The organism is Kribbella sp. NBC_01245, from assembly GCF_036226525.1.
GTDB lineage: Bacteria > Actinomycetota > Actinomycetes > Propionibacteriales > Kribbellaceae > Kribbella.
This window is the reverse complement of record NZ_CP108487.1, coordinates 5,953,354-5,979,281: the sequence shown is the minus strand read 5'-3', so window position 1 is coordinate 5,979,281 and position 25,928 is coordinate 5,953,354. Positions and strand designations below refer to the sequence as shown.

Below are 25,928 nucleotides of genomic sequence, written 5' to 3'. Positions count from 1 at the left end.
TGCTTGGTCAGCCGACCGTGAAGGTGGTCAGCACGGCCGCGTGGTCGGAGGTCCACTCGTTGGCGGCATGGTCAGGCGCCGGCTTCGGGGTACCCGCGACGACCGCCTGCGAGCCGGCGACCGCGAGGTTTCCGGCGTAGTGCACGAAGTCGATGCGGTCCTGCGGCTCCGGCTCACCCTTGTGGCTGTCGTAGCCATAGCCACCGGTGAAGGTCTTGAAGACGGGAGACCAGGTGTTGCCCGGCGAGGCGACCGGGTCGGGGTTGGCGATTCGGTAGGAGTCCTTCAGCCCAGCCTGCGCCGGGATCACTGAAGTCGGCCAGGGAATGCCCGAGTGGCCGCAGTGCGTGCTCGCCGCGGCGGCCGTGTAGTCGAGGTGCGAGGGCGCGTTGAAGTCGCCGGTCAGCAGCACCGGGTGCGTACCCGCGGCCTTGAGGTCCGCGTCCATCGCCTTGACGATCGCGTCGATCTGCGCCGTGCGGCCCGAGGCGTCCTCGCGGCGTAGCAGTTGCTGGGTGCTGCGGGGAGAGAAGCACGCGTCGTACGGCCCGTACGGCGTGTATCCGAGGTGTGCGGTCCAGAGCACGACCTCCTTGGCCGTGCGGTCGTCGATGCTTATCCGCGCGTACGCCCCCGCCAGGCCGGACACCGAAGGCAACGGGCCTCGCTTGGTGATCGGATAGCGGCTGATCACGCCCATGTCGGAGCCGGCCTGGTAGTAGTCCCAGCCGAGCGCCTCGGCGAGCTCCTTCGCGGAGGTGGACGACGTCTCCTGCATACCCACCACGTCCACGTCACGATTGAGCAGGAACCTCAGTTGCTTCGCCCGGGCGCCACCGACCTGGCTGCCGCCGTGCCACAGGTTCCAGCTCAGCACGTTGAGCCTCGGCACCAGGCCGGCATCGGCCGCGCGCACGGTGATGGAGACCGTGGCGGTGCTCAGCTGGCCCGCGGAGTTGCGTGCTTGGACTTTGAGCGTGGCCGTGCCGGCGGACGACGGAGTACCGGTCACCGTTCCGTCGGCGCTCACGGAGATCCACGCATCGCCGCTCACCTTGCTGAAGGTGAGGCCGGTCTGCTCGCCCTGGACCAGGCCGCCGATGCGCGCGCTGTACGCCTTACCCGCGCGGGCGTTGCGCAAGGTGAAGGCCTCGGTGACGAACCGCAGCGGGGCGTCGCTGACGATCTTCAGCCGGGCCGGCTGGGCGAGCCAGGCGTACCCGTCCTCGGCCAGGTAGTAGACGATGTAGTTGCCTGGCGACAGACCAGCCGTCGGCAACGTCGCGGTGCCACTGGCCGCCGGGGTGTAGACCCACTTCAGCGACGGGCCGACGTACTGCTCACCAACCGGACCGTTGCCGGGATCGGTATAAAGGCCGACCCAGTTCTTCGCGTGTGGACGTGGCGTGGCGTAACTGAGCTCGATCGGGTCGCCGACCGCCACACTGGTCGAGGCGAGGACGAGCGTGCCGTCCGGTGCCGCATTCGCCGGACCCGACAGCGTGGTCACACCGAGAGCAGTGGCGACCGCCAGGGCGATGGTTCGAAGCATGGAGCCTCCTCGTCGATAGACGCTCAGATTGTGTAGATACACGCATCTGTGCGCAATACCGCCAACAAGGACTCCAGCTGAACAAACAGCGTCCGTGACGAGGTTTCTCGTCAGCGAGCGACTTCAGCGTGGCCCGCCAGCAGCAGCCGCTTGTGGTTCAGGTCGGCGATCTGCTCGTCGAGCCGGTCGAGCCCGCTGCGCACGATCGACCGCGAGCGGTCGCAGGGCCGCAGACCGTCCTCAGTCGCGCAGGGAAGGAGTTCGCGGATCTCGCGGGTCGGCAGGCCGGCGTCGAGCAGCTCCCGGATGCGCTCGACCCGCGCCGGGGCGTCCTCGGCGTACTGGCGGTAGCCGTTCGTGTCCCGCGTGGGCAGCAGCAGCTCCTGCTCCTCGTAATAGCGCAAAAGCCGGGCGCTCACACCGGTCCGGTGCGACAGCTCGCCGATCAGCATCATGACCTCCGACACCTGGGTTTGACCTTCACACTGATGTCAGTGCCTAACGTCGCCGGCATGACGAACACTTCCCCGCAGCACGCGACCCTCGAAACTCCAGCGCTCAGCACCAAGGTCTTCGGTTCCGGCCCCGGCATCGTGCTCGCGCACGGCGCGGGCGGCGGCATCGAGGCGAACTTCGGCAGCCTCATCCCCCTGCTGGCCGATGGTCACACGGTCACCGGATCCGACTACCCCGCCGACGACACGCACCTCGAACTCGACGCCCTCGCGGACGCCCTGGTCGCCGAGGCGGCCACCGAGCGGTTCGCGATCGTCGCCTTCTCCCTCGGGACCGCCGTGGCCGTTCGCGCCGCCATCCGGCATCCCGATCGCGTGAACGGGCTCGTGCTGGCGGCCGGGACCGCTTACGCCGACAACCGGCTGCGCGTGGCCCTCGATCTCTGGGGCCGAACCCTGGCTGCCGGTGATCGGGAGGCGTTCGCGCGGGTCGTGTTCAGCCTGGCGTTCAGCACCGGCTTCGCGAACGGGATGCCGCCCGAGGCGGTGGCCGGCTTCCTCGAGGAGGTCGCCGGCACGGCTCCCGGTGGGACGAGCGCACAGGCCGACCTCGTCGGCCGGATCGACACCAGGGGCGATCTCGCGTACATCGCCGTACCGACCCTGGTTGTCTCCGCGAGCGAGGACCAACTCGTCGACCCGGCAAGCCACCGGTACCTCGCCGAGCAGATCCAGGGCGCCGAATACGCGGAGATCCAGGCGGGACACGTGTTCATGGCCGAACGGCCCGACACCTGGCACGAACTCGTGCTCGACTTCCTCCAGCGACACCGCCTCTGACGAGCCTCTTTTGGTTGCCTCGGGCAACCGAATCACAGCGTGTCGAACTTCTCTGCACTTTCGGGAGTCTCATCAGTGCATCGACTTGATGCCCGAAAGCCAGCCAGGTAAGCACAAGCAGGGGGAACAGCATGAGGTTCAGCATCGCGAGAGCCGCCGGGGTCGTCGCCGCCGTGGCACTTCTCGGCACTGGCGCCATCACGACCGCTCACGGCGCGACCACGGCCGGTGCCACCAGTGCCGCCACCACCGCGAGCGTGCCGGCGCTGCCGGCTGGCAAGATCACCTTCGTCGACACTGCCTTCGGCTCCTACAAGCCGAACAACGAGTGGAGCACCGGGCTGTATGTGCCGAAGGGCTGGAAGGACACCAAGCTCTCGACCGACCACCACCGCTACACCGGCGGCAAGGGTCACTACTCGTTGCGAGTCAACAGCTGGCTGCGCAAGCCCGTGCCCCAGCCCACCGCCGCAAAGCAGAAGATCGCGGCCCTGAAGGGCACCAAGGGCCTGAAGATCGTTTCGCTCACCACCGGCCAGGTGAAGCGAACCACCTTGCCGACGCACCCGGTTCACTACTACACGACGCTGACCTACACCTACGTCGACGCGAAGGGCGCCAAGCGTCTCGTGATGACCCGCTGGGTCGCCGACTGGAGTGGCACCAAGCGCCTCGCGGAGGTCGAGCTCACCGCTGCGGGCCGCCCGATGGACAAGGCCGGTCTCACCTCCGTCCTGGCCGTCGCCACCCAAACCCTGGGCCGCTCGGGCTGACCCCGATCAGGCGGTACCACGACTCGGGGAGGAGTCGTGGTGCCGTCAGGCCAGCCCGTAAACGCGGCGGGCGGTGGTGCCGAAGACGGCCTCGCGTTCGGTCTCGGTCAGACTGGACGTGAGGTCTTCGGCGGTGGCCACCACCTCGTCGTACGACGCGGCCAGAAGGCAGACGGGCCAGTCCGAGCCGAACATCACGCGGTCCGGTCCGAAGGCGTCGAGCACGGTGTCGGCGTACGGGCGAAGGTCGTCGATCGTCCAGTCGGTCCACGACGCCTCGGTGACCATGCCGGAGAGCTTGCAGGTGACGTTCGGGTACGACGCGAGCTCTCGCAGGCCGCTCGCCCACGGCTCGAGTTCGCCCGTCGCGATCTGGGGTTTCGAGATGTGGTCGAGGACGAACGTCAACTCGGGCAGGGCTTGCACCGTACGGATCGCGGCGGGCAAATGCGGCGGCTTCGTCAGCAAGTCGTACGCCAGACCCGCCTCCGCGACGGCCGCGAGCCCCCGACGTACGTCGTCCCGATCGAGCCACTGAGGATCGGCCTCATCGTGCACCTGGTGACGGATCCCCTTCAGCCAAAGGCCATCCGGCCGTTCCGTCAACGCCTTCAAGGCATCCGCGACCGAGTCCGAGGTCAGGTCGACCCAACCGACCACACCGGCGACCAGTTCGTTGCTGGCGGCAACTTGCAAGAACTCGGGCGTCTCCGCCGACACGCTGACGGTCTGCACCAAGACCGTTGCCGTGATGCCGGCGTCGGCGGCAAGCGGTGCGAGATCCGAAGCACCGAAGGACCTGCGGATCGGCGCCATCGACGGCCCGACCATCCAGGACTGCTCGCGGACCTGGAGATCCCAGACGTGGTGATGCGCGTCGACGCGTCCCGTCATGCCGCCTTCTCCTCAGCGTGGATGAGCCGGATGACCTGCTGGCTCATCGTGTCGTAGTCGTGGTCGTTCGCCACCTCACCACGGACCTGGTGGTCCCGCATCACGACGACCCGATCGGCCAGCGTGATCATCTCCGGCAGGTCCGACGTGATCAGCAGGATCGCCAGCCCGTTGGCCGCGAGATCCCAGATCAAGGTGTGGAAGGCGTCCTTGGTCCGTACGTCGATCCCGACGGTCGGCTCGTCGATGATCAGGATCTCCGTCTGGGCCGCGAGCCATTTCGCCAGCGAGACCTTCTGCTGGTTGCCGCCGGACAACGTGCCCACCAGCTGCAACGGCGAGGCGACCCGGATGCCGAGTTGCTCGACGTACTGCGCGACCATCTCCGCCTCGGTCTTGGCCGACACGTACCCGAGGGCCTTGCGCAGGCGGTCCCACACTGTGACCGCGATGTTCCGGCTGACCGATTGCTCGAGGAAGACGCCTTCCTCCTTGCGGTTCTCGGTGACGTAACCGATCTTGTGCGTGTGCAGGGCATCACGCACGTTCTTGATCCGGACGGCCTTACCCCGGACGCGGACTTCGCCGTCGGTGATGCGGTCGAGCCCGAGCAGGGCCTTGGCGAGTTCGCTGCGGCCCGCGCCGACCAACCCGTACAGGCCGACGATCTCCCCCGGCCGGACGGCGAGGTCGACGCCGCGATGCCCGGTCGCCGTACCCACTTGATCGAGTTCGAGCAGCGGCGCCAAAGTCTGGTCGACGGTTCGCGGCGGCAAGGCGAGCGCCTCGTGCACACGACCGACCATCAGGTCGACGACCTCGTCGCGGGTGAGGTCGGCCAGCCGGCCCGACTCCAGCACCGAGGCGCCGTCGCGCAGCACCGTCACGGTGTCGCAGATCGCGAAGACCTCTTCGAGCTTGTGGCTCACGAACAACACGGCACAATCGGCGTTCTTGAGCTTGGCCACCACCCGGAACAGGCGCTCGGCCTCGTTCGGCGTGATCGAGGCCGTCGGCTCGTCGAGCAACAGCACCCGGCTCTGCACGGACAGCGCCTTCGCGATCTCGACCAGCTGGGCCTGCGCGACCGAGAGCTCCGTGACGGGCAGATCGGGATCGAGGTCGAGGTCGAGCTCGGCAAGCCAGCGCCCTGCCTCCTCGCGAATCCGGCCGCGATCGACCAGACCGCGACTCGTCGGGAGCTTCTGCAGCAGGATGTTCTCGCCGACGCTGAAGCCGGGGATGAGGTTGCGTTCCTGGTGTACGACGCCGATCCCGGCCGCGGCCGACTCGTGCGGCGACGCGAAGTGCACCTCTTGCCCGTCGAGCATCAGCCTGCCGCCATCCGGCCGGTACAACCCGGTGACGATCTTGATCAACGTCGACTTGCCGGCGCCGTTCTCCCCGAGCAGGGCGTGCACCGATCCCGGCTCGAGCTTCAACGTGGCCCGGTCCAACGCCCTTACGCCGGGGAAGACCTTCTCCACCCTGGCCGCTTCGAACAGACTCATGCGACGCCTCCCGTTACCGCCACGTCGGGCGCCTTGACCACCTGGGTGCGGGCCTGGCGACGCGTCCGGACCTGACCGAGTACGACGGACCCGAGCACGACCGCGCCGACCACGAAGTTGACCCAGCTCGGTTCCAGCGAGAACTCGGCCCGGGCGGTGTCCACGAACCGCACGATGAACGCCGCCAACACCGTGCCCAGGATGACCGCGGAACCACCGGTGAGCAGCGCGCCACCGATGATCGGAGCGGCGAAACTCGGCAGCAGCCAGTCCCCGCCGATGCTCTTGTTCACACCAGGCGACGACGCCACGGTGAGCACGGCCGCGATCCCGAGCACCGCACCCGAGATGGTGTGCGCGAGGATCACCGACCGGTCGTTCGAGATGCCGGAAAGCCTTGCGGCGATGGGATTCCCGCCCGAGGCGAGCAGCTGCCGCCCGGGCACCGTACGACGCAACACCACGGCCAGCACTCCGGCCACGAGCAGTGCGACGAGGAAGATGACGGGCAGTACGCCGAACACCGCATACGAGCCGAACGACTTGAGAGCCTGCGGGTAGTCGTCCACCGTGCGCGTGCCGACCAGTCGGTACTGCACACCGATCAGCACGGTCATCGTCGCGAGCGTCACGATGAACCCGTTGATTCTGGTCAGTACGACGAGCAGGCCGTTCGCCAGCCCCGCGAGCGTGGCGAGCACGAACCCGATCAGCAGGGCCAGCGGTACTGGTACCCCGTGATCCACCATCAGCACGCCCATCGCGCAGGCCGCGAACCCGCCCATCGCGCCGACGGCCAGGTTGAGCTGTCCAACGGCCAGTACGACCATCTGGGCCAACCCGATCAGCACTGGGACGGCGAGGAACTGCAGTAGCACCCGAAGCGAGTTCGCCTCGAGGAGGTCGCCGCCGGACGCGATCACGAGGCCGACGAAGAAGACCACACAGATCCCGGTCAACCCGCCTTCGGTACTGCGCGCGAACCGCCTGATCGACACCTTGCTCATCGATCTCCCTCCTGCTTCTTCTTTGTTCGCTGTCGTCCTGGAGCGGGCCGACGTTCGGAGAGAACCGTGCGGACCCGGTCGGTGGACAGCGCCAGCAGCAGGATCAGGCCGAGGTAGATGTTGAGGCTTTCGAGACCAACGCCGAGCAGATCCAGCCCGCGGCGGATCACCGACGTCAGCGCCGTACCGAAGAGCGTGCCAACGACCGAGATGAACCCGCCCGCCAGCAACGTGCCACCGAGGATTGGGCCAAGGAACGACGGCAACATGAACTCGTCACCGATCGACGCCTTGATCGACCCGGTGCTCACCGCCAGCATGAACCCGGCCAACGCGGCCAGCGCACCCGACATCGCGTGCGCCGTGATGACGCGACGGGCGGTCGGAATACCCGACAATTCGGCCGCTTTCACGCTCGTGCCGGTCATCAGCAGCTCGCGTCCGAGCCGGGTGCGGCTGTAGATCCAGCCGATCACGCCCATCGCGATCACCGCGAACAACGCCAACTGCGGCACAGCCGGCGAACCACAGACCGGCCCGATGCAGACGTCCGCGAGCGAGTAGTTCCGCAGCTCGCGCATCCCGGCGGGCTTGGTGGTGAAGGCCGCGTTCTCGGTCAGACCCGTGTAGACCAACGGGATCAACCCGAGCAGCAGGAAGTCCAGCGCCAACGTGACGACGAAGGCGTTGACCCCGGTTCGCGCGATGACCCAGCCGGCCAGGGCACCGATCGCCGCGCCCGCGATGAGTCCGACCAGCAGCCCGGCGTACAGGCTGAAACCCCACAGGTCGTACGAGATGCCCGTGATCATCATCGAGAACGCGGCCATCCGGCCGACGGCCAGGTTCATGTGGCCGATCGACAGCACGCACATCTGGGCCAGACCGACCACCGTGAACATCGCGATGTCCCGCAGCAACGGGAACACCACCAGGTCCTGGTTGAAGAAGGCCGGCCGGAGTACGCCGAAGAGGGCCGACAGCGCGACGACCAGGATGAGCAGGCCGATCCGCTGATTGGCCCACCACGGCGTCCGCGACTCCCGGACCGGCTGATCGTCGTCCGGCTCCTGCAGTGCGGCGGTTGCGACCTCCGAGACCGGTGCGCTCACCCGACTCTCCTGTCATCGATCGCGTCGGGATCCCAGTCGATCCCGAGGCCCGGGGTATCCGGTGCGATGGCGTGACCGTTCTCGATCGCCATCTCGGTCCGGGTGATGGCCCGCAGTTGCGGGATGTGCTCGACGTACCGGCCATTCGGTACGGCGGCGGTGAGGCTCACGTGCAACTCCATCAGGAAGTGCGGGCAAACCGCCAGGTTGAACGTCTCGGCCAGGTGCGCCACCTTCAGCCAGGGCGTGATGCCGCCGACGCGGGCGACGTCGACCTGCACGATCCCGGCCGCACCCGCCTGCAGGTACTCCCGGAACTGCGAGATCGAGTAGAGCGACTCGCCCACCGCGATCGGGATCGACGTCGACGAGGCCAGTCGTACATGCCCGGTCAGGTCGTCGGCTGGCAACGGCTCCTCGAACCACCCGAGGTCGAGCGGTTCGAACGCCCGCGCCCGGCGGCGTGCTTCGGGATAGGTCATCGACTGGTTCGCGTCGACCATGATGTCGAGCGCGGGACCAACCGCATCCCGTACGGCGGTCAATCGCTCGAGGTCTTCGTGCACTCGCGGTTTGCCGACCTTCAGTTTTACGCCCGGCCAACCCGCCTTCTGGGAGGCCAATGCGCCCGCGACGAGCTCGTCGGTGCTCAGGTGCAACCAGCCGCCCTCAGTGTCGTACAGCGGGACTTCACGCCGGAAGCCGCCGGCCAGTTGCCACAACGGTTCTGCGGAACGGCGGCACCGCAGATCCCAGAGCGCGGTGTCGACCGAGGCCAGCGCCAGCGAGGTGATCGCGCCGACGGTGGTCGACCGGGTGGACGCGAACAAGTCGAACCAGAGGCCCTCGATATTGCGTGCGTCCTGCCCGATCAGCCGGGGGACGAGGTGGTCGCGCAACATCGCGAGCACCGCCGTACCGCCCGTGCCGATCGTGTAGGAATAGCCGAGGCCGGTCAGCCCGTCGTCGGTCTGGAGCTCGACGAAAACCGTTTCCTGCTTGGCGAACGCCTGTACGGCGTCCGTGCGCACGGTCTCGACGGCGACATCGACCAGCCAGGCCTCGGCGCGTTCGATACGGGTCACTGGCAGGACAGTTTCGCCGCGAACTCCTGCTCGAGCTCCTTCGTCTTCGCCTTGCGCTCGGCGTCGTACGTGTCCACGTTCGCCTTGGTGACCACGAACGAACCCGAGTCGACGATCGCGCCCGGCTCCTTCATCTCGCACTGCTTGGACCCGAGCAGCGCGAGCAGCCAGCCGCCGACGTACGCCTGACCGACCGGGTTCTGCGTCACCGTCGCGGCGACCCCGCCGGACTTGATGCCGTTCAGGATGGCGGCGTCATCGTCGATCGCGACCACCTTGATCGGCAGACCGCTCGACTTCACGCCATCGGCGGCGGCCACGGCCGGGTTGTAGGCGGTCGTGACGATGCCCTTGATGTCCTTGCCCTTGGAGGCGAGCAGGTCGGCGACGGCCTTCTGCGCGGTCTGCAGGTCCTTGTCGATATCGGTGATGACCGGCATCTCGGTGACCTTGCCACCGGTCTCGCCGACGGCCTTCTTCACCCCGGCGATCCGGCGCTGCGTGTTCGAGTCGACGTTGTTGCCGGTCAGGTGCACGATCGTGCCCGCACCGCCGATCGCCTCGATCGTTGCCTTGGCCGCCTTGTACGCCGCGAGTTCGACGTCCGTGGAGAGGCAGAAGTCGGCCGAGTTGGTATCACCGGCCGGGCAGGAGGCCAGCGAACCGACGGCGAACCCCTTGCCCTTGAGGTCCTCGAAGGTCGAGTTGATGTCGGTCGGGGAGACGCCGAAGATGCCGAAGGCGTTGTAGCCCTGGGCGGCCAGCGAGTTCAGCACGTTGTTCTGCTTGCCCTGGTCCCACTCGCCGGTCTCGTTGAAGATCACGCCGCCGAGCTTGAAGTCGGACTTCGCGGTCTCGGCCGTCGTCTTCCACGGCTGGAAGTACGGGTGGGCGCCGCCGGGGACGAACGCGACCTTCACCGCCGAGCCGTCCTTCAGCGTCACCGGCCCGGCCGACGTACCAGTCGAGGCATCGTCCTTGGGCGCGTCGGCGCTGGGGGTTTCCTTGGTGGTGCAACCGGTCCCGACGAGGGCCAGCACGGCCACTGCGGCGGCCACCCCGCGCGCTCCGGGACGATTGATGGCGCGGCCTGCGGAGAACGAACGCTGGGTCATGGGACAAGCTCCTCACAGATCCTATAGGATATTGCCAGGCCGATGTTGCCCGCTCATCATGGTGACGTCAAGGGTGGTCTTCATAACGAGTCAGGCAGAATGGGCGGTTCCGGAGGGAGCGACTGTGTCGGACGCACACGCGGGGCTGGCGGGGCAACTGAGCCGGCTGCCGCAAAGACAGGTGCTCAGCGACGACGTCTACGAGACGGTCAAGGGCCTGATCATGGACAGCGTGGTCGAGCCCGGGACCAGGCTCAACATCGACGCCCTGACCCGGGAGCTGGGCATCTCGCAGACCCCGATCCGGGAGTCACTGGCCCGGCTGGAGTCCGACGGCTTGGTGATCAAGGAGCCACTGCGCGGTTACCGGGTGTCGAGCCGGCTGACCCGGGAGGAGTTCGAGGACCTCTTCGAATTCCGGCTGCACGTCGAGCCGTGGGCCGCGGGTCGTGCCGCCGAGCGGGCCGAGGCCGACGACCTGAACCGTCTCAAGGACGAGATGCTCAGTTATACCGACGTGCCGAGCCGGCCCGCGTACGAGAGCTATCGGGCGATGGCCGCGCATGACCAGCGCTTCCACGACATGGTGCTGGAGTTGTCCGGTAACGACACGGCCCGGCAGGCCTTCGCGCGTACGCACTGTCACCTGCACTTGTTCCGGCTGTACTACGGCGGCGGTATCGCGACAAAGGCGTTGCGCGAACACAAGACCATCGTCGCGGCCGTTCGGCGTGGCGATCCGGCCGAGGCCTCAGCCGCCATGCGCGCGCATATCGAGGCGTCCCGGCTCCGGCTGCTGCCGGTGTTCGATTCTTCCCTTCCTTGAGTTCATTCAGTTGTTGTGAGGAGTGCTGTGGAACTGCTTCGTCTCGGTCCGGCCGGTGAGGAGCGCCCGTATGTGCGCGACACCGACGGCACCGTTTATGACCTGTCCCCTGTCACCAGCGAGATCGACGGCGCCTTCCTGGCCGCCGACGGCATCGCCCGCGTCCGTACGGCGCTCTCGTCCGGCACGCTTTCCGCTGCCGCAGTGGACGATCTCCGCGTGGGTGCGCCGATCGCCAAGCCCGGAGCAGTCGTCTGCGTCGGCCTGAACTACGCGGCCCACGCTGCCGAGTCCGGCGCCGAACCGCCCGCACACCCGGTCCTGTTCTTCAAACACCCCAACACGGTCGTCGGCCCGTACGACGACGTAGTGGTGCCTCGTGGCAGCGAGAAGACCGACTGGGAGGTTGAGCTCGCCATAGTCATCGGCAAGACCGCGCGGTACGTCGAGACGCTGGAGGATGCCATGGCCTGCGTCGCCGGTTATGCCGTCTCGAACGACGTGTCGGAACGCGCCTTCCAGCTAGAGGTGTCCGGCGGTCAGTGGTCCAAGGGCAAATGCTGCGAGACCTTCAACCCGCTCGGGCCGGCACTGGTGCCTGCCGACGAGGTAGACCCGCAGAACCTCACCCTCAGGTCGTACGTCAACGGAGAGATCCGCCAGGACTCCTCCACCTCGGACATGATCTTCTCGGTCGCAGAGCTCGTGCGCGACATCTCCCAGTACATGACCCTCGACCCCGGCGACCTCATCAACACCGGCACCCCCGAAGGCGTAGCCCTCTCCGGCCGCTTCCCCTACCTCTCCCCCGGCGACACCGTCGAATGCGAAATCCAGTCCCTAGGCCGCCAACGCCAATCCCTCACCAAGCCCTAACCCCTCCTCCGCGCGGCCGCCACCGCCGCCTACCTCCAGGAAGACCGCGCCCCCTATTCCGAGTGTCGACTCTCGGAATGGGGGGCCGACCCTCCAAATTTCGCGAGTCCTCCCCCCATTCCGGGTGTCGACCCCCGGAATAGGGATGCCGTGTTGTCGTTGTGCTCGCCACGGGAACGACACCAGCGCCGGATACGCCTCCCACGGTCGGACGCGGAATGCGGGAAGTTGTGGAACCTTCTCGCGAAGTGCCTGGTTGTGTCGGCTTGACGGCAATTCGCGTCCGACCGTGGGAGGTGGATTGCGCCCTCGGGCGTTGTGTTGGGGCGATGGGCGTTGGGGTGGCGGGAAAGTGGGTTGCGTGGGATGCGGGCGGGGTTCATATGGTGACGTCATGACTTCTCGGTTGCGGACGGTCACGTTCGACACGCTTGATCCTTATCGGCTGGCGCAGTTCTGGGCGCAGGTGCTGAAGGGACGGCTCGCGGATGACGACGAACCGGGCGATCCGGCCGCGAGCGTGATCACCGAGGCCGGGTGGATCCTGCTCTTCGAGGGCAATACCGATGACAAGGCCGGCAAGAATCGTCTGCACCTCGACCTGGTCCCCGACGGGCCTCGCGACGAAGAGGTCGAGTGGTTGCTGACCATCGGCGCCACCCTCAAGCACGACCTGCGTAATCCCGACGGCACCGGCTGGGCCGTGATGCAGGACCCCGAAGGCAACGAGTTCTGCGTCCTCCGCAGCGACGCCGAACGCATCGCCACCAGCTGACTCATCTTTTTTTCGTATGCCGCGAGTGGTCACATCTGGTCCACTACGCCGACGTCTACCGGACCGCCGCGTGGACCAGATGTGACCACTCGCGGCATACGAAAAAAGGAAAGGCTAGAGGTCCGGGGTTTGGCCGGTGAGGGTTAGGCGCCAGTCGGAATCGAAGGCGTGTACGGCTATGTCGAAGCCTTCGCGATGGGCGGCGGCTCGGTGGTGACCGGCTTCGACTGGGGGGACTTCCACGTCCCAGCCGGCGGTTCGGAGGGCTTGCGCGGCGGCTTCGACGTACGACTCGGCCGCGTCGGTTCGGGCGGGGTCGCCGGTCTCGACGGTGATGGTGCAGATGGTGGCGGGACCACGGCCGTCGAAGAGCGCGCCAGGGTCGACCGGGCCGGGATCGTGGACGACGAGGCCTTCCTCACCTGGTACGGCGGCGGCCGCCGTGGCGAGTAGTTCGGACCGGAGTAGGTCCCGGGCTTCCGTCAACGTCATCGCGTCGGCCCTTCCGGTCGAGGCGCCCGGCCCCAGCGCGAATCGTCCGGCCGGATCACCCGCGCCGATTCCCCAAGCTCCGAAGGTCCCGCTGACGTCCCCGCTGACGAGGCGATGGCGGGAGGCTTGACGCCACGCATGGCGGCGACTCCGTCGTACACGGCTGAGACTGGTTCGGCCGCGCCGCGGATGGCGCCGGCCCAGGAGACGCCGGGCAGCAGGCGGGTTTCCTGGGATGGACTCGTATCGGCCGTTGTCACGGCGGCCAGGTCGCCACGGATCACGCGTCCGAGGTTACGCAAGGCCTCGCTGTTCGGGCGGTAGTACTGGTCGTGCCAACGCACGCCGGCCCCGGTCTGCAGGCGTACGACGTCCGGGAACGACGCCGGATCGGGCCCGTGCCACTGGGTGTACGACACGTAGTCCCCGGGCGCACGCGCGGCGAAAACCTGGATGCCCGGCGGCACCAACTCGGCCGCACTCGTCACTTCACGCGAGATACCCGGGCTGCCGGTCAGCACCACCCGGTCGAAACGCGCGCCACGCAACAGCGCCTGTCCCACCACCGTCGTACCGTAGCTATGCCCGATCACGGTAGTACTTGCCTCGGGCAACAACTCGGTGTCGAGGCCGGCCTGGAACCGGCGGAACCCGGAGATCGCGTCCCAGGCGTCCTGCTTGCTGGCGGCTTCGAGTACGCCGTCGGGCGAGTCGTAGTCCATCCACAGCACGGCCGCCGTGCCCGGTCCGGCCTCGACCTTGAGCGTGTGCGCCCGGTCGGCCTGGGAGCGCAACGTCTCGAGGTCGTTGCCCATACCCGGCACCAGTACGGCGACCTGGCGGGCATTGTCGAGATCGCCGAGCACCTCGACCGCGCAGCCGTCGCGGGTGGGGTCGACCGAGAGGAACTGGCGGTACTGCTCGACAACGACGCGCTTGCCGGTGGCAGGGTCGACGCCCAGCGAGCGAGTCGGGGTGAGCATCTCGTTGAGCGTTGCAAGGCGCTTGCGCTCGTCCTTGCTGGGTTTCGGCAGGGCGGTGAGGCGGTTCCGCTCGGCGTCGATGCGGAGGCGGTTCGCGTAGTACCGCAACTCGACTGGTACGCCGTCCAGGCTGCCGACGTGGTCGGGATAACGCTCGGCGAGTTCACGGGCGTCGCCCGGCGCGAGGGATGCGAAGTAGGCGCGCGCCTCCCAGACCGCCACCTCGGGAGCGACATTGCGAGCGCGGAACTGCAACCGCTCGAGTCGTTCCTCCGACTCCGTCATCAGCACTCCCCCGTGGCCCGGTCAACACAGCGAGCGCCAGTCTGACAGCCCACCGCTACGGCCGGAAGTCCCTAACGGAAACGGGTCAGAGGCGGAGGGACCAGGTGCCGCGGCGGGCGGTGAGGCGGACGCGGGTGAGCGGGCGGATGTCGAGGCGGCGCAGGCCGGACGACGGGCCGGCAATCGCGCGGAGGGCGAGGGCGGCGACCACGGTGGGATGCACGACGGCCACGACCGTACGGCGAATCGCGGTGTCGGGTTCGGCCGCGAGATCGTCGAGCCAACTGCCGGCCCGGGCGATCAGGTCGTCGGCCGATTCGCCGCCTGGTGGCGCGGCCTCCGGCGAGGCGATCCAGCTCTGGATACCGGGTTCGCTGGTGAGCAGGTCCTCGAAGCGGCGACCGGCCCAGTCGCCGTACTCCCGATCGCGCAACCGCGGCGAGATCCGCGCCCGCAGTCCGAACTCCTCGGCCGTCCGTTGCGCGGCCACCTCGGGCGACACCCACGCCTCGGCCTCCGCGTCGAACCCGTTGCCCTTGGCAATGACCTGGCCGATGGCGCGGAGGCCGGCCGGATCAGGCTCACCATCGCCGCCCAGCACCATCCCCCGGAGGCCGGGAGTCAGTGCGTGGGCGACGAGCGTGAGCTTGATCAGGCGACACCACCCGTGGCGGCCGGTACGACCGTGCCGACCGGCTTGAGCCGGCGGTCGGCGAGTCCCGCGAAGGCGAATCCGAGCAACAGCCAGAGCACGGTTTGGGTGCCGAGCGCGGACAGCCGGAACTGCCAGAGCAGGGTCGCCGGGAAGGTGCCGGGGACCTCGTTGACGGCCGGGAGGATCAAGTACGCGGCGATGACCGTGACCGCGAACGCCGCCGTCCCGAAGGCAAGACGTACCCAGGCCGGGGGTTCGGTGAACCGGGCCTCGGCCCAGCGCGCGGCGGCGACGCCGGCCCAGACCGCGAGCAGTCCGATTACCAGGAGCAGCAAGTACGAGATGGTGCGCTTGGTGATCGTCTCGGGATCACCGACGGCCGGCGGATTGGCCGGGTATTTCAGGAACGGCACCAGCACGATGCCGATGAAGCCCGCGGCGGCGAGCCCGAGGGCGGCGTACGAGTCGCTGGTGGTGCGAAGGCGTCGTCGCAGCAGCGTGAAGGCGACCGCGAAGATGCCGCCGAGCGCGACGCCGTACAGGCTGGTCGCGAGGAACAACCCGGCCCGCTGGCCGTTGCGGCTGACCAGAGGTTCTTCCTCTGCCTCAGTAGCGGCGGGATCGTCAGAATGCGTGTGCGTGGGCGCGCCGGCCTCTTCGATGGCGATCGCGGCGTCGATGTGCGGTTCGCCCATCACGTACGCGAAGGTTCCGGCCAGCAGGCCGGCGAAAAGTCCCGCGATCAGTCCACGCACCAGCAGGGAGCTGAAGGTGCGCATGATCGTCGGCTCTAGTGGCAGGGGACGCCGAGCAGGTGGCGGCCGTCGTGCATCAGCTCGTGCATGAGCATGCCGGACCGGGACAACGCACCCTGGTCGAACGTGACCAGGTAGGCGAGCACCAGCAGCAGGCCAAGGGTGAGCATGGCGATCGGGAGCGAGATCGCCGGAGCGGCGACGGCGCGGGCAGGCGTGGGAACAGTCATCGGTGAACCTCCTGGGGAAATGCGCGTCCCCATTGAAAGGCTGCGATGCCTGAGCGTCCTGACTTCCGAGCGGCTGCTCGATTACAGTGGCGCGGCCGTACCGGTCTTGCACCGGTTTCCCTCATGACATCGCAGATGGCTCTCGAACCGTAGGTCCCCACCCCCACCCGGGTCAACGCGTGATGCATCACGCCCTGCCGGCTCAGGCGGCCAGACCGCTCAAAAGGTGAGGCGGTGGTGCCGAAGCGCATCTACGCTGGGGCGATGCCGTCCACGCAGCACTTGCTCGCGTTCGCCCTCACCGCTCTGATCATCATCGTGGTGCCGGGTCCGAGTGTCCTGTTCATCGTCGGCCGAGCCCTCGCCGCCGGTCGTCGCGAGGCGCTGCTCACGATGGCCGGCAACGCCATCGGTGCGGGCGTCATGCTCGCCGCCGTGGCCGTCGGCCTTGGCACGCTCATCGCCGCCAGCTCCGTCGCACTGCTGGTCGTGAAGCTCGCCGGCGCGGCGTACTTGGTCTATCTCGGCGTGCAGGCCTTTCGCCAACGGCGTTCGCTGGTAGCGGCTCTGACCAGCGGAAACACCACCACGCGTGCACGCCAGGCTATGTGGCAGGGCTTTCTGGTGGGGGTCACTAACGCGAAGACCGCCGTGTTCTTCGCGGCCGTACTTCCGCAGTTTGTGGACCGCTCTGCCGGGCACGCGGGTCTGCAGATCCTGCTGTTCGGTCTGACCTTTGTACTGATCGCCTTGGTCAGCGACAGCGTGTGGGCGCTAGTGGCCGGTACTGCCCGCCAGTGGTTCGCCCGATCCCCCAAGCGACTTGAACTGGTCGGCGGTACCGGCGGCCTGATGATCATCGGGCTCGGCGCCGGCATCGCGGTCAGCGCCTCCAAGGACTAGGTACGCCGTGCCGTCCAGACGCCTAGTAGGGCGATTAGGGCGGGGAGACCGAACGCCGTGAGGTAGGCGGTCATCGGTGAGTGGGGCTCGATTGCGGCGAAGAGCGAACCACCGATGGCCAGTACGGTCGCAGTGGCGAGAGAGTCGCTGAGCTGGAGTGCGGAGCTGTTTGCGCCCTGCTCCTCGCGTGACGAGTACTCGAGGATCAGCACGGACAGCGTTGGGAAGACCGTGCCCATGCCGAGACCGGCGAGACCCCAGCCGAGTACGCCGACCACGACCGGTACGGACGGGTTGAGCGTCAGGACGGCCGTACCGATTCCGACGACGATCGACGCCATACCGAGTTGCATGAAGGCGGAGTGCGACAGCGGCTGGTTCGGGCGCCCGCGGTACCAGGAGGCGCTGAACCACGCGAGCGCGCTCACCGTCAGCACCAGGCCCGCGAACGCCGGGGACAGCCCGCGCTCACGGGTCAGCATCAGCGGCAGGAATACCTCGGCGCCGAATCCGGCCGACGCGACCATGCCCCGCAAGGCCACGACCGACGGCAGCCCCCGGCGGATCGCGAACGTCCCGGCCGGCAGCAGCCGCGGCGCGAACACGACAACCGCGCCCAGGCCGATCGCGAGCAGGACTACCTGGGTCAGCCCGTTCTGCTGGCCGCCGTAGTGCAGGAGGCCGACGCCGATCGCGATGGCAACAGCCCAGGCGGTACGGCGATTCCAAATCGAGTCGGTCGTGGCGGCCGCGGGTGGTGCCATCTGACCGAGGCCGGGCCGCATCACCAGGGCCGCGGGGATGGCCAAGACCGGTACGGCGAGGAAGACGATGCGCCAGTTCGCGTGCTCGACGATGAGGCCCGCGATCGCCGGTCCGACCAGCGAGGGCACCACCCAGCCGGAGGCGAAGGCGGCGAAGATCCGCGGGCGGAGTTCCGGCGGGTAGAGCTGGCCCACTACGACGTACAACGCGACCGTCAGCAGGCCCGAGCCGAAGCCCTGGATGATCCGGCCCGCGACCAGCACCTCCATCGTGGGCGCGAATCCGGCGATCAGCAGGCCGGTGAGGAACCAGGCCGTGCCGTGCCAGAGCGGCCGGGCCGGACCCTTCGCGTCACTCCAGGTGCCGGACATCACCATCGCGATGACGGCCGAGGCGAGCGGGCCGCCGAAGGCCAGGGCGTACCAGGACAGGCCGTCGAGGGCGACCGCGACCGTCGGCATCGCGGTGGTGACGGCCAGGTTCTCGAAGGCGACCAGGGTGATCAGCGCGACCATACCGATGGTCAGCGAGCGGTATCGCGGGGACAGTACGCCGATCCGTTCGGCGCGCGGTTCGTTCGTCGTCAGCATGTCCCGAACCCTGGTACTTCAACACGACTTGAAGTCAAGCTCTCTATTTTTCATTCGTTCGTCGGAATCCGCCCTCCCAGCACCGCCGACCGGTGCAGGTCCGCGGCGGAAGGAGGGCGGATTCCGACGAACGAATGAAAAATAGAGGACGTCAGAGGGCGGCCGCGAGGATGAGGCCGAGCAGGGGTGGGCCGGCCTGCATCGCGGCGGCTTGCAGCATCCGGCGGTCGGTCGCGACCAGGACGACACCCGCGCCGACCATGCAGGCGCAGGCGAACAGCGCGACGCTCTCACCCTTGTCGCCGAACCAGAACAGGCCGCCGAGTGCGCCCAGTCCGAGGAACAGGTTGTAGAAGCCCTGGTTGAACGCCCAGTTGCGGACGATCTCGGCATCGGCCGCGGACGCGATCCGGAATCGCTTCCACATCTCGGGCTTGCGGAAGAGCACGCTCTCCATGGTGAAGATGACCAGGTGGAAGACGCCGGCGAGGCCGACGAAGATCTGCGCGGCAGTGTTCACGCGCTGATTGTCAACCACCCGTGCGGTAGTCGCCGGGCATACCGGCACCATGGGAATGTTGCGAGACCTTTCTTTGGGGGCTGAATGAGCGAGTTCGACACCGATACCGCGGTCACGCCGGTTGGCGACGGCACCTATACCGCCACCGTGACCGACCGCTGGAACGCCATCTCCGACCGCCCGAACGGCGGCCACCTGATGGCGATCATGCTGCGGGCCCTCGGCGCGGAGCTGCCGCAGCCGGATCCGCTCGTCACGTCGGCCTTCTTCCTCCGGCCCGCGCAGGTCGGCCCGGTGACCGTCCACACCTCGCTGACCCGGGCCGGCCGCCGGATCTCGACGGGTGAGGCGCGGTTGACCCAGGACGGCAAGGACCTCGTCCGGCTCACCGCGTCGTACCTGGATTTCGGCCAGACCTCAGGCCGTACGGCGATGCTCGAGCAAGCGCCGGACCTGCCCGCGCCGGCGGACTGCGTGAACCCGCTGGCCAAGGGCGGTGTGCCCGGGGTGACCATCGCGGACCGGTTCGAGTTCCGGTACGCCGAGGTGCCCGGGTGGTTCCTTGGTAAGCCTGGGGAATCGGGGACGAGCGAGTTCTGGGTGCGCTTCGCCGATGGGCGCGAGCCGGATGGTTTGGCGTTGGCGGCGCTGGTGGACAGCGCGGCGCCCGCCGTACTGGATTTCGGGGTGCTCAACTCGTCCACCATCGAGCTGACGGTCCATCTGCGGGCCCGACCGGCTCCTGGTTGGCTGGCCTGCCGGGTGTCGACGCGCTACCTGATCGAAGGTCTGCACGAAGAGGACTTCGAGGTGTGGGACAGCAAGGGCAGCCTTGTTGCCCAATCGCGCCAACTCGGCCTGATCACCGAGCGCTGAACCCCTTTGCATTCGTTCGTCGGAAACCGCCCTCTCAGCTCAGCGTGCCCGCACAGGCAGGCGGCGGAGGAGGGCGGTTTCCGACGAACGAATGCAAAGGGGGTGGGGATCAGCGGCGGCCGGAGCGGCTTGCGGAGGAGAAGGCGGCTGCGCCGGATGGGCGGCTCGACGTACCAGGGGTGGTCGTCGAGTACGACTTGGGCGCACTCGCCGCCTTGCCCTTGCCACCACCGGAACGGCCACCCGCGGAACGACCCGAACCGCCGGCCGAACGACCGGCGCCGGAACGACCCGCACCGGCACGCGCCGTACCGGCCTCAGCCTTGGGCGCACCACCACCGGCACCGCGGCGACGACCGCCACGGCCGCCACCACCCGAACCCGCAGCCGTACGACGTACCTCCGGAGCAGGAGTGGCGACCGGGGTGACGAAGACGCGCTCGCCCGGAGCCAGCTCGGCCAGCAGCGGATCGCCGACGCGCAGGCGGGTCACCTTGGGGGCGATCCCGGCCTTGCGGGTCAGGTCGCGCACATCGCGGACCTGGTCGTCGGTCATCAGCGTGATGACCGTGCCCTCGGCACCGGCACGGGCGGTCCGGCCCGAACGGTGCAGATAGGCCTTGTGCTCGATCGGCGGATCCGCGTGGATGACGAGGTTGATGTCGTCGACGTGGATACCGCGGGCGGCGATATCGGTGGCGACCATGGTCGACGCCGAGCCGTCCGAGAAGGCTTCCAGGTTGCGCGTACGGGCACCCTGCGACAGGTTGCCGTGCAGCTCGACCGCGGGCACGCCCGACGAGATGAGCTTCTTGGTGAGCGACTTCGCGCCGTACTTGGTGCGGGTGAAGACCAGCGTCCGGCCCGGGGCCGAGGTCAGGTCGACCAGCACCGGCAGACGGCTGTCGGACTGCACGTGCAGCACGTGGTGCGTCATCTTCGCGACCGGCGACTTGGCCGAGTCGACGCTGTGCGTGATCGGGTTGTTCATGAACCGCTTGACCAGTACGTCGACACCGGCGTCGAGGGTCGCCGAGAAGAGCAGGCGCTGACCGTTCGGCGGGGTCTTCTCCAGTAGGCGGCGAACGGCCGGCAGGAAGCCGAGGTCGGCCATGTGGTCCGCCTCGTCCAGCACTGTGACCTCAACCGCGTCGAGCCGGGCGTGGCCCTCCTTGACGTGGTCCTCGAGGCGGCCGGGACAGGCGATCACGATGTCGACGCCGTTGCGCAGACCGGTGATCTGCGGGCCGTGGCCGACGCCACCGAAGACGGTCATCGTCTTCATCCGGAGCGCGTCCGCGAGCGGCGCGACCGAGGCCTGGATCTGGGTGGCGAGCTCACGCGTCGGCGCCAGGATCAGGGCGCGCGGGCGGTTCGGCTGGCGCTTGGTGCCGCTCTCGGCAAGACGCGCGAGCAGCGGCAACAGGAAGGCGTACGTCTTACCGGAGCCGGTCCGGCCGCGGCCGAGCACATCCCGCCCGGACAGCGAATCGGGCAGCGTGGCCGCCTGAATCGGGAACGGACGGTCGATGCCGTTGGCCGCGAGAGCCTGGATCAGCCGGCTGGACAGCCCCAGCTCGGCGAAGCTCACGTCTGCCGGAGCCTCGCTGACCTCGTCGTACGACGTCTCGTCGACGGGTGCCGTCGTGGTGCTGACGGGCCTGGCGCCGTTGGTGTTGCTGCGGGCGCCGTTGGAGTTGGCGCTGCCGTTGCGAGCGCTGACGGCGTTGGTGTTGGCGGTGTCGCTGGTGTTCGTGCTGCCGCCACGGCGCCGACGGCGCGGGCGGTTGGTGCTGGGTGCTGCGGGGGATTGGGCGGTGGGCGTGCGGGTTTCACTGGGGCGGCGGGCCGCCATAGGTACTCCAGAAAGTCGAGGGGTCGTCCTGCCCGGCGCAGCCAGGTGGGCCGCGGCGCGTGGTGGTCGACAACGAAGCGGCCCGAGGCAGAACTGGGCGGGCCGTCACTCATAGTGTACGGCATCGGCTTGGTAACGTCCGGCCAGTGACCGAGACCGCCTTTCCCGATGATCGCGTACGAGCCCCTTTGATCGCAGGCGAACGCGAGATGTTGCAGCGTTGGCTCGACTTTCACCGAGGCACCTTGCAGTGGAAATGCCAGGGCCTGACCGGTGACCAGTTGGTTACTCGGAGTGCTCATCCCTCGACCATGAGCCTGCTCGGACTGGTCCGGCACATGGGTGATGTGGAGCTGTGGTGGTTCCGCAAGATCGCCGGCGGGCAACCCGTGGAACCGCGCACCTGGACCGACGAGCACCCCGACGGCGACTTCGACCTAGCCGACGCCGCCCTCGCCGAGGAAGACCTGGCCCACCTCCGAACCGAGATCGCCCTGGCCAACGAGGCTGTACGCGACCTGGACCTCGACGACGTCTTCACCCACCCGAACCCGAAGCGGCCCGGCCCCATCTCCCTGCGCTGGATCTACGTCCACATGATCGAGGAATACGCCCGCCACAACGGCCACGCCGACCTCCTCCGCGAACAACTAGACGGCCACACCGGCGAATAGCCCCACCGCCTCACGGTCGGACCCGGAATGCGCGCAGCGATCGCGGACTTCCCCTTCGCCCCAATCGGCCGCGCACGCCGTACACGGCGCTGCCCCAATCCCCAACCCCGCGGGCGGATTTGGGGATAACTCTCCCGCGAAGTGCCTTGTTGTGTCGCGCGTGTGCAAACACAAGGAGGCACCTCGCGAGGGGGTTTCCACAAATCGGCGCAGGGGTGTGCTGCTCGGGTCTCGGTGCCGTGGGCTCGGCATCCACAGGCGGGCCGCATTCTGCGTCCGACCGTGGCGGAGGTATCCACAGGGCGGCCGCATTTCGGGTCCGACCGTGGCATTGGGTTTCACGTGAGTGGACGCGTTGGGGCGTGGCCACTCGCGGCGGGGTTCGGGGCGTCAGGGGGGTTACGACTTGAGGGTGCGGATTAGGGCTACTAGGTCGTTGACGACGCCGCGGACACCGGGAACGCGGGTTAGGCGGAGGAGGCGGTCGATCAGGGGGACCGTGCGGACGATGAGGGTCCGCGTGCGCTTTAGGTCCGCACTGTTGTCGTGGACCCAGAAGAGCACCACGCCCATGTGCAGCAGCCAAAGCAGCTCGGGCAGTTCGGCCCGCAAATCCGGCGGCAGCTTGAGGTCGGACCCCTCGACGACCTGACGGAATAGCTCGATGCTCGCCGCGCGCGCCGGCTCGGATTCCGTACTGAACGGAGAGAGCGGACTACGCGGTTCGGCTGCGTTCTTGAAGAAGGTGCCTGCGAATTCGTGGTACGGCTGCGAAACGTCCAGCCAAACCTCGAGAACGCCGGAAAGCCTTGCCACGAACGACATCTGGCCCGTCAGGACTTCGGCGGCGGCCTCGCGATGGTAGGCGTGCATCTGGTCGTAGTACGCCTGCATGAGGTGTTCTTTGGAGCTGTAGTAGTAGTACGCGTTGCCGACCGAGACACCAGCCTCCTTGGCGATCGCGCGCATCGTGGTCTTGCCGTACCCCTCTTCGCGGAACATCCGCAGAGCCGTCGACAGGATCAGTTCGCGGGTCTGTTCGCCCTTGGTCGTCGCGCCGTCCACCACATCCATCAGCGTAGTCAGCTCACCTTGGCGACGGCGCGGATCCTCGGCTGCTGCGGCTCGAACCGGTTCCGCTTCCGGATCGCGGTGAAGAGGTAGACGTTCACCAGATGCAGGGCGCCGAGTACGACCAGCAGCAGGCCGATCTTGACGCTCAACCGCTCGATCAGGCTCTGCGCATCGGCGACCGGGCCGCCGGCGCGGAGGAAGAGCGTCACGAAGCCGAGGTTCAGCAGGTAGAACCCGAGCACGAGCAGCCGGTTCACCGCGTCGGCGAAGGCTTCGTTGCCCTGGTAGACCTCGGTCAGGAAGACCCGGCCGTTGGTGGAGAGCGTGCGCGCGATCCAGAGGGTCAGCGGCAGTGAAACCAAGAGGTAGATCGCGTACATGAGCACGGTCATGGCGGTTCCCCACAGTCGGAGTTGAACACGTTCAATTCACCGTAGACCTGGTTTTGAACATGTTCAAGATCAAGTGACTCAGCGCACGCGGCGACCGCGGATCACCACGGCGGCCGGCTTATGCAGAGTGGACGGCACCTCCCGCGGGTCTTCGTCGTACGTCACCAAGTCCCCGCTGATCCCAACGCCGAGGTAGTCCCGAGCCTCGGTCGTCGCTGCGGCCAGCGCCTGCTCGACGGTCAACCCGAGCTCGACCAGCAACTCGATCTCGCGAGCCATCGACCCGACCACGTCCGTCCCCGCGAGCACCCGTACGCCGCGACGGACCGCCTCGGGCAACATCGCCCGCAGATGTTCCGTGCGCTCGAGCCTTCGCCGGCGACGGTCGTCGGACTCATCCGGCCCGGCCTGCACGGACGCGCACAACGTCGGCGTCCACGCACCACCCCGCGCACCCAGCACGTCTAGGTCTTCGATCCCAAGGACCGTGCCGTGCTCGATCGAGTCGACGCCGACCCGGACCAGGTCGCTCACCACCTCGATATTCGTATGCGCGGCGACCCGGGCCCCACGGCGATGCGCCGTCGCCACCATCTCGGCAACGACCTCGATCGGGTACGACGCCTCGACCTTGCTTCCGATGATGGGGCCATCCGGACCGACGGCCGGGAAGTCCCCGACGAGCTTGAGCCACGTCGCGCCGTCAGCGATCTCGGCCTCGACCGCCGCGATCAACTCCTCGGCCGGGACGGGCTCATGCGCACGCGGGAAATACCGGCCCTTCGGAGCGAGGAAGCGCCCAGCAGCGAGTACGACGGGTCGCCCCTCGCCGGGAGGCGCACTGGCCAGCGCCAACGTCACCGATCGCTCGCCCCCGACATCCCGGAGCGCGGTGACACCGTCACGGGCGTATTCGTCGAGCCGCGCGAGGGCGAACTCCTCGCCGTACAGCCGGAGACCGAGCGAGTCCGTCCCCATGGTCAGATGGCAGTGCGCGTCGATCAGGCCGGGTAAGGCGAACCGCCCGGGCAGTGCGTCGTACTCGCCCTCCCCCAGTTCGATCCGGCCACGCGAGCCTTCGGGCAACAGCACACCGTCGAACCGCCACGTCGTCATCCCGGCACGCTACGCCTCGACCGGGCCGGGCAGGTTGGCGTGGCAAGACCGGGGGCGTCCGGCAGGATGGGGGGATGAGCGAGGAGACGAAGGCCAGGGTGAATTCCAGCGCGGTCTGGGCGTTGGCCGGCGTAGTGGCGATTGCGGCGGCCTATCTGGCGCTGCTCGGGTGGCACGCCGAGAAGACGCTGGACCCGGCGACCGGGCGCGAGACCGGGCCGTACGAGGCGTGGCAGGTGATCGCGTTCGTGGTGGTGCTCGGCATTCTCGCCGGGATCATGGGTCGGGCCGGCAAGGCGCTGCTGGCGATCGAGGTCCTTCCGGCCACGGTGACGGTCCTGTTCGCGATCGACGCGGCGACGGGCGACAACGCCGACGGGCTCTGGGTGGTCGGCTCGCTGCTGGTGCTGATCTGCGCCGCCGCTGGTGTATCCGTCGTCGCGTTGCTCGCGCAGCGCAAATAGCCATGGCGAGGAAAGTTCGCGAGGCAGATCTCGATCGCTGGGTCGAGGCCTATCGGCGTGCCTGGGAGAGCAATGACCCGGCGGACGTGATCGCGTTGTGGACCGAGGACGCGGCGTACCACCGGCGCCCGGACGAGGAACCGGCTCGCGGGCACGACGCGATCCTCGCCCAATGGCTGGAGAACGCCGATTCCGTGGGCGAGACGACCTTCGAGTACGAGGTGCTGGCTTATGGGGATGGCGTCGGCTTCGTTCGCGGCTGGACGACGTACCTGACCGCGCCGCCGATGGAGTACAGCAACCTGTGGGTGATCCGGCTCGCGCCGGACGGCCGGGCCCGGGAATTCACCGAGTGGTGGATGGTCAGCGAGTAGACTCGTCTCCGGCGAGCAGGTCGCCACCGGTCCGCGGGAAGGGCTCAGCCCACCTGGCGAAACAGGAGATCTTGTTCGGCCCACCTCCTTTCTCGCCTGACGAC

At 68.0% G+C, this 25,928-nt stretch carries 29 protein-coding genes and 1 riboswitch; of the genes, 10 read left to right on the top strand and 19 right to left on the bottom strand.

What is annotated here, in order from left to right; translation table 11 throughout:
- Positions 1-7: 7 nt before the first annotated feature.
- Positions 8-1,552 (bottom strand): endonuclease/exonuclease/phosphatase family protein, encoded by a 1,545-nt coding sequence (locus OG394_RS27295; RefSeq protein ID WP_328989950.1) that lies wholly within the window; start codon positions 1,550-1,552, stop codon positions 8-10.
- Between the two features lie 110 nt (positions 1,553-1,662).
- On the bottom strand, positions 1,663-2,019 hold the full coding sequence (locus OG394_RS27290; RefSeq protein WP_328989949.1) for a MerR family transcriptional regulator: 357 nt from the start codon (positions 2,017-2,019) through the stop codon (positions 1,663-1,665).
- 45 nt (positions 2,020-2,064) lie between these two features.
- Between OG394_RS27290 and OG394_RS27285 the strand changes: the two genes are divergently transcribed.
- Positions 2,065-2,847 carry an alpha/beta fold hydrolase gene (locus OG394_RS27285; RefSeq protein WP_328989948.1) on the top strand — a complete coding sequence of 261 codons (783 nt, stop codon included), beginning with the start codon at positions 2,065-2,067 and terminating at the stop codon, positions 2,845-2,847.
- A 131-nt stretch (positions 2,848-2,978) separates the two neighbouring features.
- A complete protein-coding gene (locus OG394_RS27280; protein ID WP_328989947.1) occupies positions 2,979-3,620 on the top strand; it encodes a hypothetical protein in 642 nt (213 codons plus the stop codon).
- A gap of 45 nt (positions 3,621-3,665) precedes the next feature.
- Here OG394_RS27280 and OG394_RS27275 read toward each other — a convergent pair whose 3' ends face one another.
- Genes OG394_RS27275 through OG394_RS27250 form a run of 6 tightly spaced genes read right to left on the bottom strand, consistent with a single transcriptional unit; the run spans position 3,666 to position 10,344 of the window.
- A complete protein-coding gene (locus OG394_RS27275) occupies positions 3,666-4,514 on the bottom strand; it encodes an amidohydrolase family protein (protein ID WP_328989946.1) in 849 nt (282 codons plus the stop codon).
- Positions 4,511-6,025: a sugar ABC transporter ATP-binding protein gene (locus tag OG394_RS27270; protein ID WP_328989945.1), complete on the bottom strand. Its 1,515-nt coding sequence runs from the start codon at positions 6,023-6,025 to the stop codon at positions 4,511-4,513. The genes OG394_RS27275 and OG394_RS27270 overlap by 4 nt, the downstream gene beginning before the upstream one ends.
- A complete protein-coding gene (locus OG394_RS27265) occupies positions 6,022-7,032 on the bottom strand; it encodes an ABC transporter permease (protein ID WP_328989944.1) in 1,011 nt (336 codons plus the stop codon). The genes OG394_RS27270 and OG394_RS27265 overlap by 4 nt, the downstream gene beginning before the upstream one ends.
- Positions 7,029-8,144, bottom strand: a complete 1,116-nt coding sequence (locus OG394_RS27260; protein WP_328989943.1) for an ABC transporter permease — start codon at positions 8,142-8,144, stop codon at positions 7,029-7,031. The genes OG394_RS27265 and OG394_RS27260 overlap by 4 nt, the downstream gene beginning before the upstream one ends.
- The gene (locus OG394_RS27255; protein WP_328989942.1) at positions 8,141-9,229 is read right to left on the bottom strand and encodes a mandelate racemase/muconate lactonizing enzyme family protein; all 1,089 of its coding nucleotides are present in this window, start codon (positions 9,227-9,229) and stop codon (positions 8,141-8,143) included. The genes OG394_RS27260 and OG394_RS27255 overlap by 4 nt, the downstream gene beginning before the upstream one ends.
- Entirely contained in the window at positions 9,226-10,344 is a 1,119-nt protein-coding gene (locus OG394_RS27250) for a sugar ABC transporter substrate-binding protein (RefSeq protein WP_328989941.1), read from the bottom strand. The genes OG394_RS27255 and OG394_RS27250 overlap by 4 nt, the downstream gene beginning before the upstream one ends.
- Positions 10,345-10,468: 124 nt before the next feature.
- On the opposite strand from OG394_RS27250, the gene OG394_RS27245 reads away from it, so the two are divergent.
- From OG394_RS27245 to OG394_RS27235, 3 genes are all read left to right on the top strand, one after another.
- Positions 10,469-11,170, top strand: a complete 702-nt coding sequence (locus OG394_RS27245) for a GntR family transcriptional regulator (protein ID WP_328989940.1) — start codon at positions 10,469-10,471, stop codon at positions 11,168-11,170.
- Between the two features lie 27 nt (positions 11,171-11,197).
- Positions 11,198-12,046 (top strand): fumarylacetoacetate hydrolase family protein, encoded by an 849-nt coding sequence (locus OG394_RS27240; protein WP_328989939.1) that lies wholly within the window; start codon positions 11,198-11,200, stop codon positions 12,044-12,046.
- Between the two features lie 394 nt (positions 12,047-12,440).
- A complete protein-coding gene (locus OG394_RS27235; RefSeq protein ID WP_328989938.1) occupies positions 12,441-12,821 on the top strand; it encodes a VOC family protein in 381 nt (126 codons plus the stop codon).
- Positions 12,822-12,935: 114 nt separating this feature from the next.
- Here OG394_RS27235 and OG394_RS27230 read toward each other — a convergent pair whose 3' ends face one another.
- From OG394_RS27230 to OG394_RS27210, 5 genes are all read right to left on the bottom strand, one after another.
- Entirely contained in the window at positions 12,936-13,313 is a 378-nt protein-coding gene (locus OG394_RS27230) for a hypothetical protein (protein ID WP_328989937.1), read from the bottom strand.
- Complete coding sequence (locus tag OG394_RS27225) at positions 13,310-14,581, bottom strand: alpha/beta hydrolase (RefSeq protein ID WP_328989936.1); 1,272 nt, start codon at positions 14,579-14,581, stop codon at positions 13,310-13,312. Before OG394_RS27225 ends, OG394_RS27230 begins: the two co-directional genes overlap by 4 nt.
- An 85-nt stretch (positions 14,582-14,666) precedes the next feature.
- Positions 14,667-15,185, bottom strand: a complete 519-nt coding sequence (locus OG394_RS27220; protein WP_328989935.1) for a histidine phosphatase family protein — start codon at positions 15,183-15,185, stop codon at positions 14,667-14,669.
- 47 nt (positions 15,186-15,232) lie between these two features.
- The gene (locus OG394_RS27215) at positions 15,233-16,015 is read right to left on the bottom strand and encodes a CbtA family protein (protein ID WP_328989934.1); all 783 of its coding nucleotides are present in this window, start codon (positions 16,013-16,015) and stop codon (positions 15,233-15,235) included.
- Between the two features lie 11 nt (positions 16,016-16,026).
- The gene (locus OG394_RS27210; RefSeq protein ID WP_328989933.1) at positions 16,027-16,221 is read right to left on the bottom strand and encodes a CbtB domain-containing protein; all 195 of its coding nucleotides are present in this window, start codon (positions 16,219-16,221) and stop codon (positions 16,027-16,029) included.
- Between the two features lie 35 nt (positions 16,222-16,256).
- Positions 16,257-16,369, bottom strand: a riboswitch (adenosylcobalamin (AdoCbl) riboswitch).
- 116 nt (positions 16,370-16,485) lie between these two features.
- On the opposite strand from OG394_RS27210, the gene OG394_RS27205 reads away from it, so the two are divergent.
- Positions 16,486-17,124: a LysE family translocator gene (locus OG394_RS27205; protein WP_328989932.1), complete on the top strand. Its 639-nt coding sequence runs from the start codon at positions 16,486-16,488 to the stop codon at positions 17,122-17,124.
- Here OG394_RS27205 and OG394_RS27200 read toward each other — a convergent pair.
- Together OG394_RS27200 and OG394_RS27195 are read right to left on the bottom strand one after the other, a co-directional pair.
- Positions 17,121-18,479 carry an MFS transporter gene (locus OG394_RS27200; RefSeq protein ID WP_328989931.1) on the bottom strand — a complete coding sequence of 453 codons (1,359 nt, stop codon included), beginning with the start codon at positions 18,477-18,479 and terminating at the stop codon, positions 17,121-17,123. The two genes, OG394_RS27205 and OG394_RS27200, sit on opposite strands and share 4 nt — an antisense overlap.
- Before the next feature lie 151 nt (positions 18,480-18,630).
- Entirely contained in the window at positions 18,631-18,999 is a 369-nt protein-coding gene (locus OG394_RS27195; RefSeq protein ID WP_328989930.1) for a DUF1304 domain-containing protein, read from the bottom strand.
- Positions 19,000-19,083: 84 nt separating this feature from the next.
- Between OG394_RS27195 and OG394_RS27190 the strand changes: the two genes are divergently transcribed.
- Positions 19,084-19,875, top strand: a complete 792-nt coding sequence (locus tag OG394_RS27190) for a thioesterase family protein (RefSeq protein ID WP_328989929.1) — start codon at positions 19,084-19,086, stop codon at positions 19,873-19,875.
- Positions 19,876-19,984: 109 nt separating this feature from the next.
- On the opposite strand, the gene OG394_RS27185 is transcribed toward OG394_RS27190, so the two are convergent.
- Positions 19,985-21,730, bottom strand: coding sequence for a DEAD/DEAH box helicase (locus OG394_RS27185; RefSeq protein WP_328989928.1), 1,746 nt, complete (start codon positions 21,728-21,730; stop codon positions 19,985-19,987).
- A 146-nt stretch (positions 21,731-21,876) separates the two neighbouring features.
- Here OG394_RS27185 and OG394_RS27180 point away from each other — a divergent pair, with 146 nt between their 5' ends.
- Positions 21,877-22,404: a DinB family protein gene (locus OG394_RS27180; RefSeq protein ID WP_328989927.1), complete on the top strand. Its 528-nt coding sequence runs from the start codon at positions 21,877-21,879 to the stop codon at positions 22,402-22,404.
- Positions 22,405-22,803: 399 nt separating this feature from the next.
- On the opposite strand, the gene OG394_RS27175 is transcribed toward OG394_RS27180, so the two are convergent.
- The 3 genes from OG394_RS27175 to OG394_RS27165 form a co-directional block, all read right to left on the bottom strand.
- A complete protein-coding gene (locus OG394_RS27175) occupies positions 22,804-23,478 on the bottom strand; it encodes a TetR family transcriptional regulator (protein ID WP_328989926.1) in 675 nt (224 codons plus the stop codon).
- An 8-nt stretch (positions 23,479-23,486) separates the two neighbouring features.
- Positions 23,487-23,870: a hypothetical protein gene (locus OG394_RS27170; RefSeq protein ID WP_328989925.1), complete on the bottom strand. Its 384-nt coding sequence runs from the start codon at positions 23,868-23,870 to the stop codon at positions 23,487-23,489.
- A gap of 78 nt (positions 23,871-23,948) precedes the next feature.
- Positions 23,949-24,986: an amidohydrolase family protein gene (locus OG394_RS27165; RefSeq protein ID WP_328989924.1), complete on the bottom strand. Its 1,038-nt coding sequence runs from the start codon at positions 24,984-24,986 to the stop codon at positions 23,949-23,951.
- Positions 24,987-25,060: 74 nt separating this feature from the next.
- On the opposite strand from OG394_RS27165, the gene OG394_RS27160 reads away from it, so the two are divergent.
- Both OG394_RS27160 and OG394_RS27155 read left to right on the top strand, forming a co-directional pair.
- Complete coding sequence (locus OG394_RS27160) at positions 25,061-25,450, top strand: hypothetical protein (protein ID WP_328989923.1); 390 nt, start codon at positions 25,061-25,063, stop codon at positions 25,448-25,450.
- 2 nt (positions 25,451-25,452) lie between these two features.
- Positions 25,453-25,824, top strand: a complete 372-nt coding sequence (locus tag OG394_RS27155; RefSeq protein ID WP_328989922.1) for a nuclear transport factor 2 family protein — start codon at positions 25,453-25,455, stop codon at positions 25,822-25,824.
- The last annotated feature ends 104 nt before the right edge of the window (positions 25,825-25,928 follow it).

What these genes read in the sequence shown, in the direction of transcription:
- OG394_RS27295 (WP_328989950.1), bottom strand. Translation starts at nt 1,552, where the DNA reads ATGCTTCGAACCATCGCCCTGGCGGTCGCCACTGCTCTCGGTGTGACC.
- OG394_RS27285 (WP_328989948.1), top strand. Translation starts at nt 2,065, where the DNA reads ATGACGAACACTTCCCCGCAGCACGCGACCCTCGAAACTCCAGCGCTC.
- OG394_RS27280 (WP_328989947.1), top strand. Translation starts at nt 2,979, where the DNA reads ATGAGGTTCAGCATCGCGAGAGCCGCCGGGGTCGTCGCCGCCGTGGCA.
- OG394_RS27275 (WP_328989946.1), bottom strand. Translation starts at nt 4,514, where the DNA reads ATGACGGGACGCGTCGACGCGCATCACCACGTCTGGGATCTCCAGGTC.
- OG394_RS27270 (WP_328989945.1), bottom strand. Translation starts at nt 6,025, where the DNA reads ATGAGTCTGTTCGAAGCGGCCAGGGTGGAGAAGGTCTTCCCCGGCGTA.
- OG394_RS27265 (WP_328989944.1), bottom strand. Translation starts at nt 7,032, where the DNA reads ATGAGCAAGGTGTCGATCAGGCGGTTCGCGCGCAGTACCGAAGGCGGG.
- OG394_RS27250 (WP_328989941.1), bottom strand. Translation starts at nt 10,344, where the DNA reads ATGACCCAGCGTTCGTTCTCCGCAGGCCGCGCCATCAATCGTCCCGGA.
- OG394_RS27235 (WP_328989938.1), top strand. Translation starts at nt 12,441, where the DNA reads ATGACTTCTCGGTTGCGGACGGTCACGTTCGACACGCTTGATCCTTAT.
- OG394_RS27230 (WP_328989937.1), bottom strand. Translation starts at nt 13,313, where the DNA reads ATGACGTTGACGGAAGCCCGGGACCTACTCCGGTCCGAACTACTCGCC.
- OG394_RS27225 (WP_328989936.1), bottom strand. Translation starts at nt 14,581, where the DNA reads ATGACGGAGTCGGAGGAACGACTCGAGCGGTTGCAGTTCCGCGCTCGC.
- OG394_RS27220 (WP_328989935.1), bottom strand. Translation starts at nt 15,185, where the DNA reads ATGGTGCTGGGCGGCGATGGTGAGCCTGATCCGGCCGGCCTCCGCGCC.
- OG394_RS27215 (WP_328989934.1), bottom strand. Translation starts at nt 16,015, where the DNA reads ATGCGCACCTTCAGCTCCCTGCTGGTGCGTGGACTGATCGCGGGACTT.
- OG394_RS27210 (WP_328989933.1), bottom strand. Translation starts at nt 16,221, where the DNA reads ATGACTGTTCCCACGCCTGCCCGCGCCGTCGCCGCTCCGGCGATCTCG.
- OG394_RS27205 (WP_328989932.1), top strand. Translation starts at nt 16,486, where the DNA reads ATGCCGTCCACGCAGCACTTGCTCGCGTTCGCCCTCACCGCTCTGATC.
- OG394_RS27200 (WP_328989931.1), bottom strand. Translation starts at nt 18,479, where the DNA reads ATGCTGACGACGAACGAACCGCGCGCCGAACGGATCGGCGTACTGTCC.
- OG394_RS27190 (WP_328989929.1), top strand. Translation starts at nt 19,084, where the DNA reads ATGAGCGAGTTCGACACCGATACCGCGGTCACGCCGGTTGGCGACGGC.
- OG394_RS27185 (WP_328989928.1), bottom strand. Translation starts at nt 21,730, where the DNA reads ATGGCGGCCCGCCGCCCCAGTGAAACCCGCACGCCCACCGCCCAATCC.
- OG394_RS27175 (WP_328989926.1), bottom strand. Translation starts at nt 23,478, where the DNA reads ATGGATGTGGTGGACGGCGCGACGACCAAGGGCGAACAGACCCGCGAA.
- OG394_RS27170 (WP_328989925.1), bottom strand. Translation starts at nt 23,870, where the DNA reads ATGACCGTGCTCATGTACGCGATCTACCTCTTGGTTTCACTGCCGCTG.
- OG394_RS27165 (WP_328989924.1), bottom strand. Translation starts at nt 24,986, where the DNA reads ATGACGACGTGGCGGTTCGACGGTGTGCTGTTGCCCGAAGGCTCGCGT.
- OG394_RS27160 (WP_328989923.1), top strand. Translation starts at nt 25,061, where the DNA reads ATGAGCGAGGAGACGAAGGCCAGGGTGAATTCCAGCGCGGTCTGGGCG.
- OG394_RS27155 (WP_328989922.1), top strand. Translation starts at nt 25,453, where the DNA reads ATGGCGAGGAAAGTTCGCGAGGCAGATCTCGATCGCTGGGTCGAGGCC.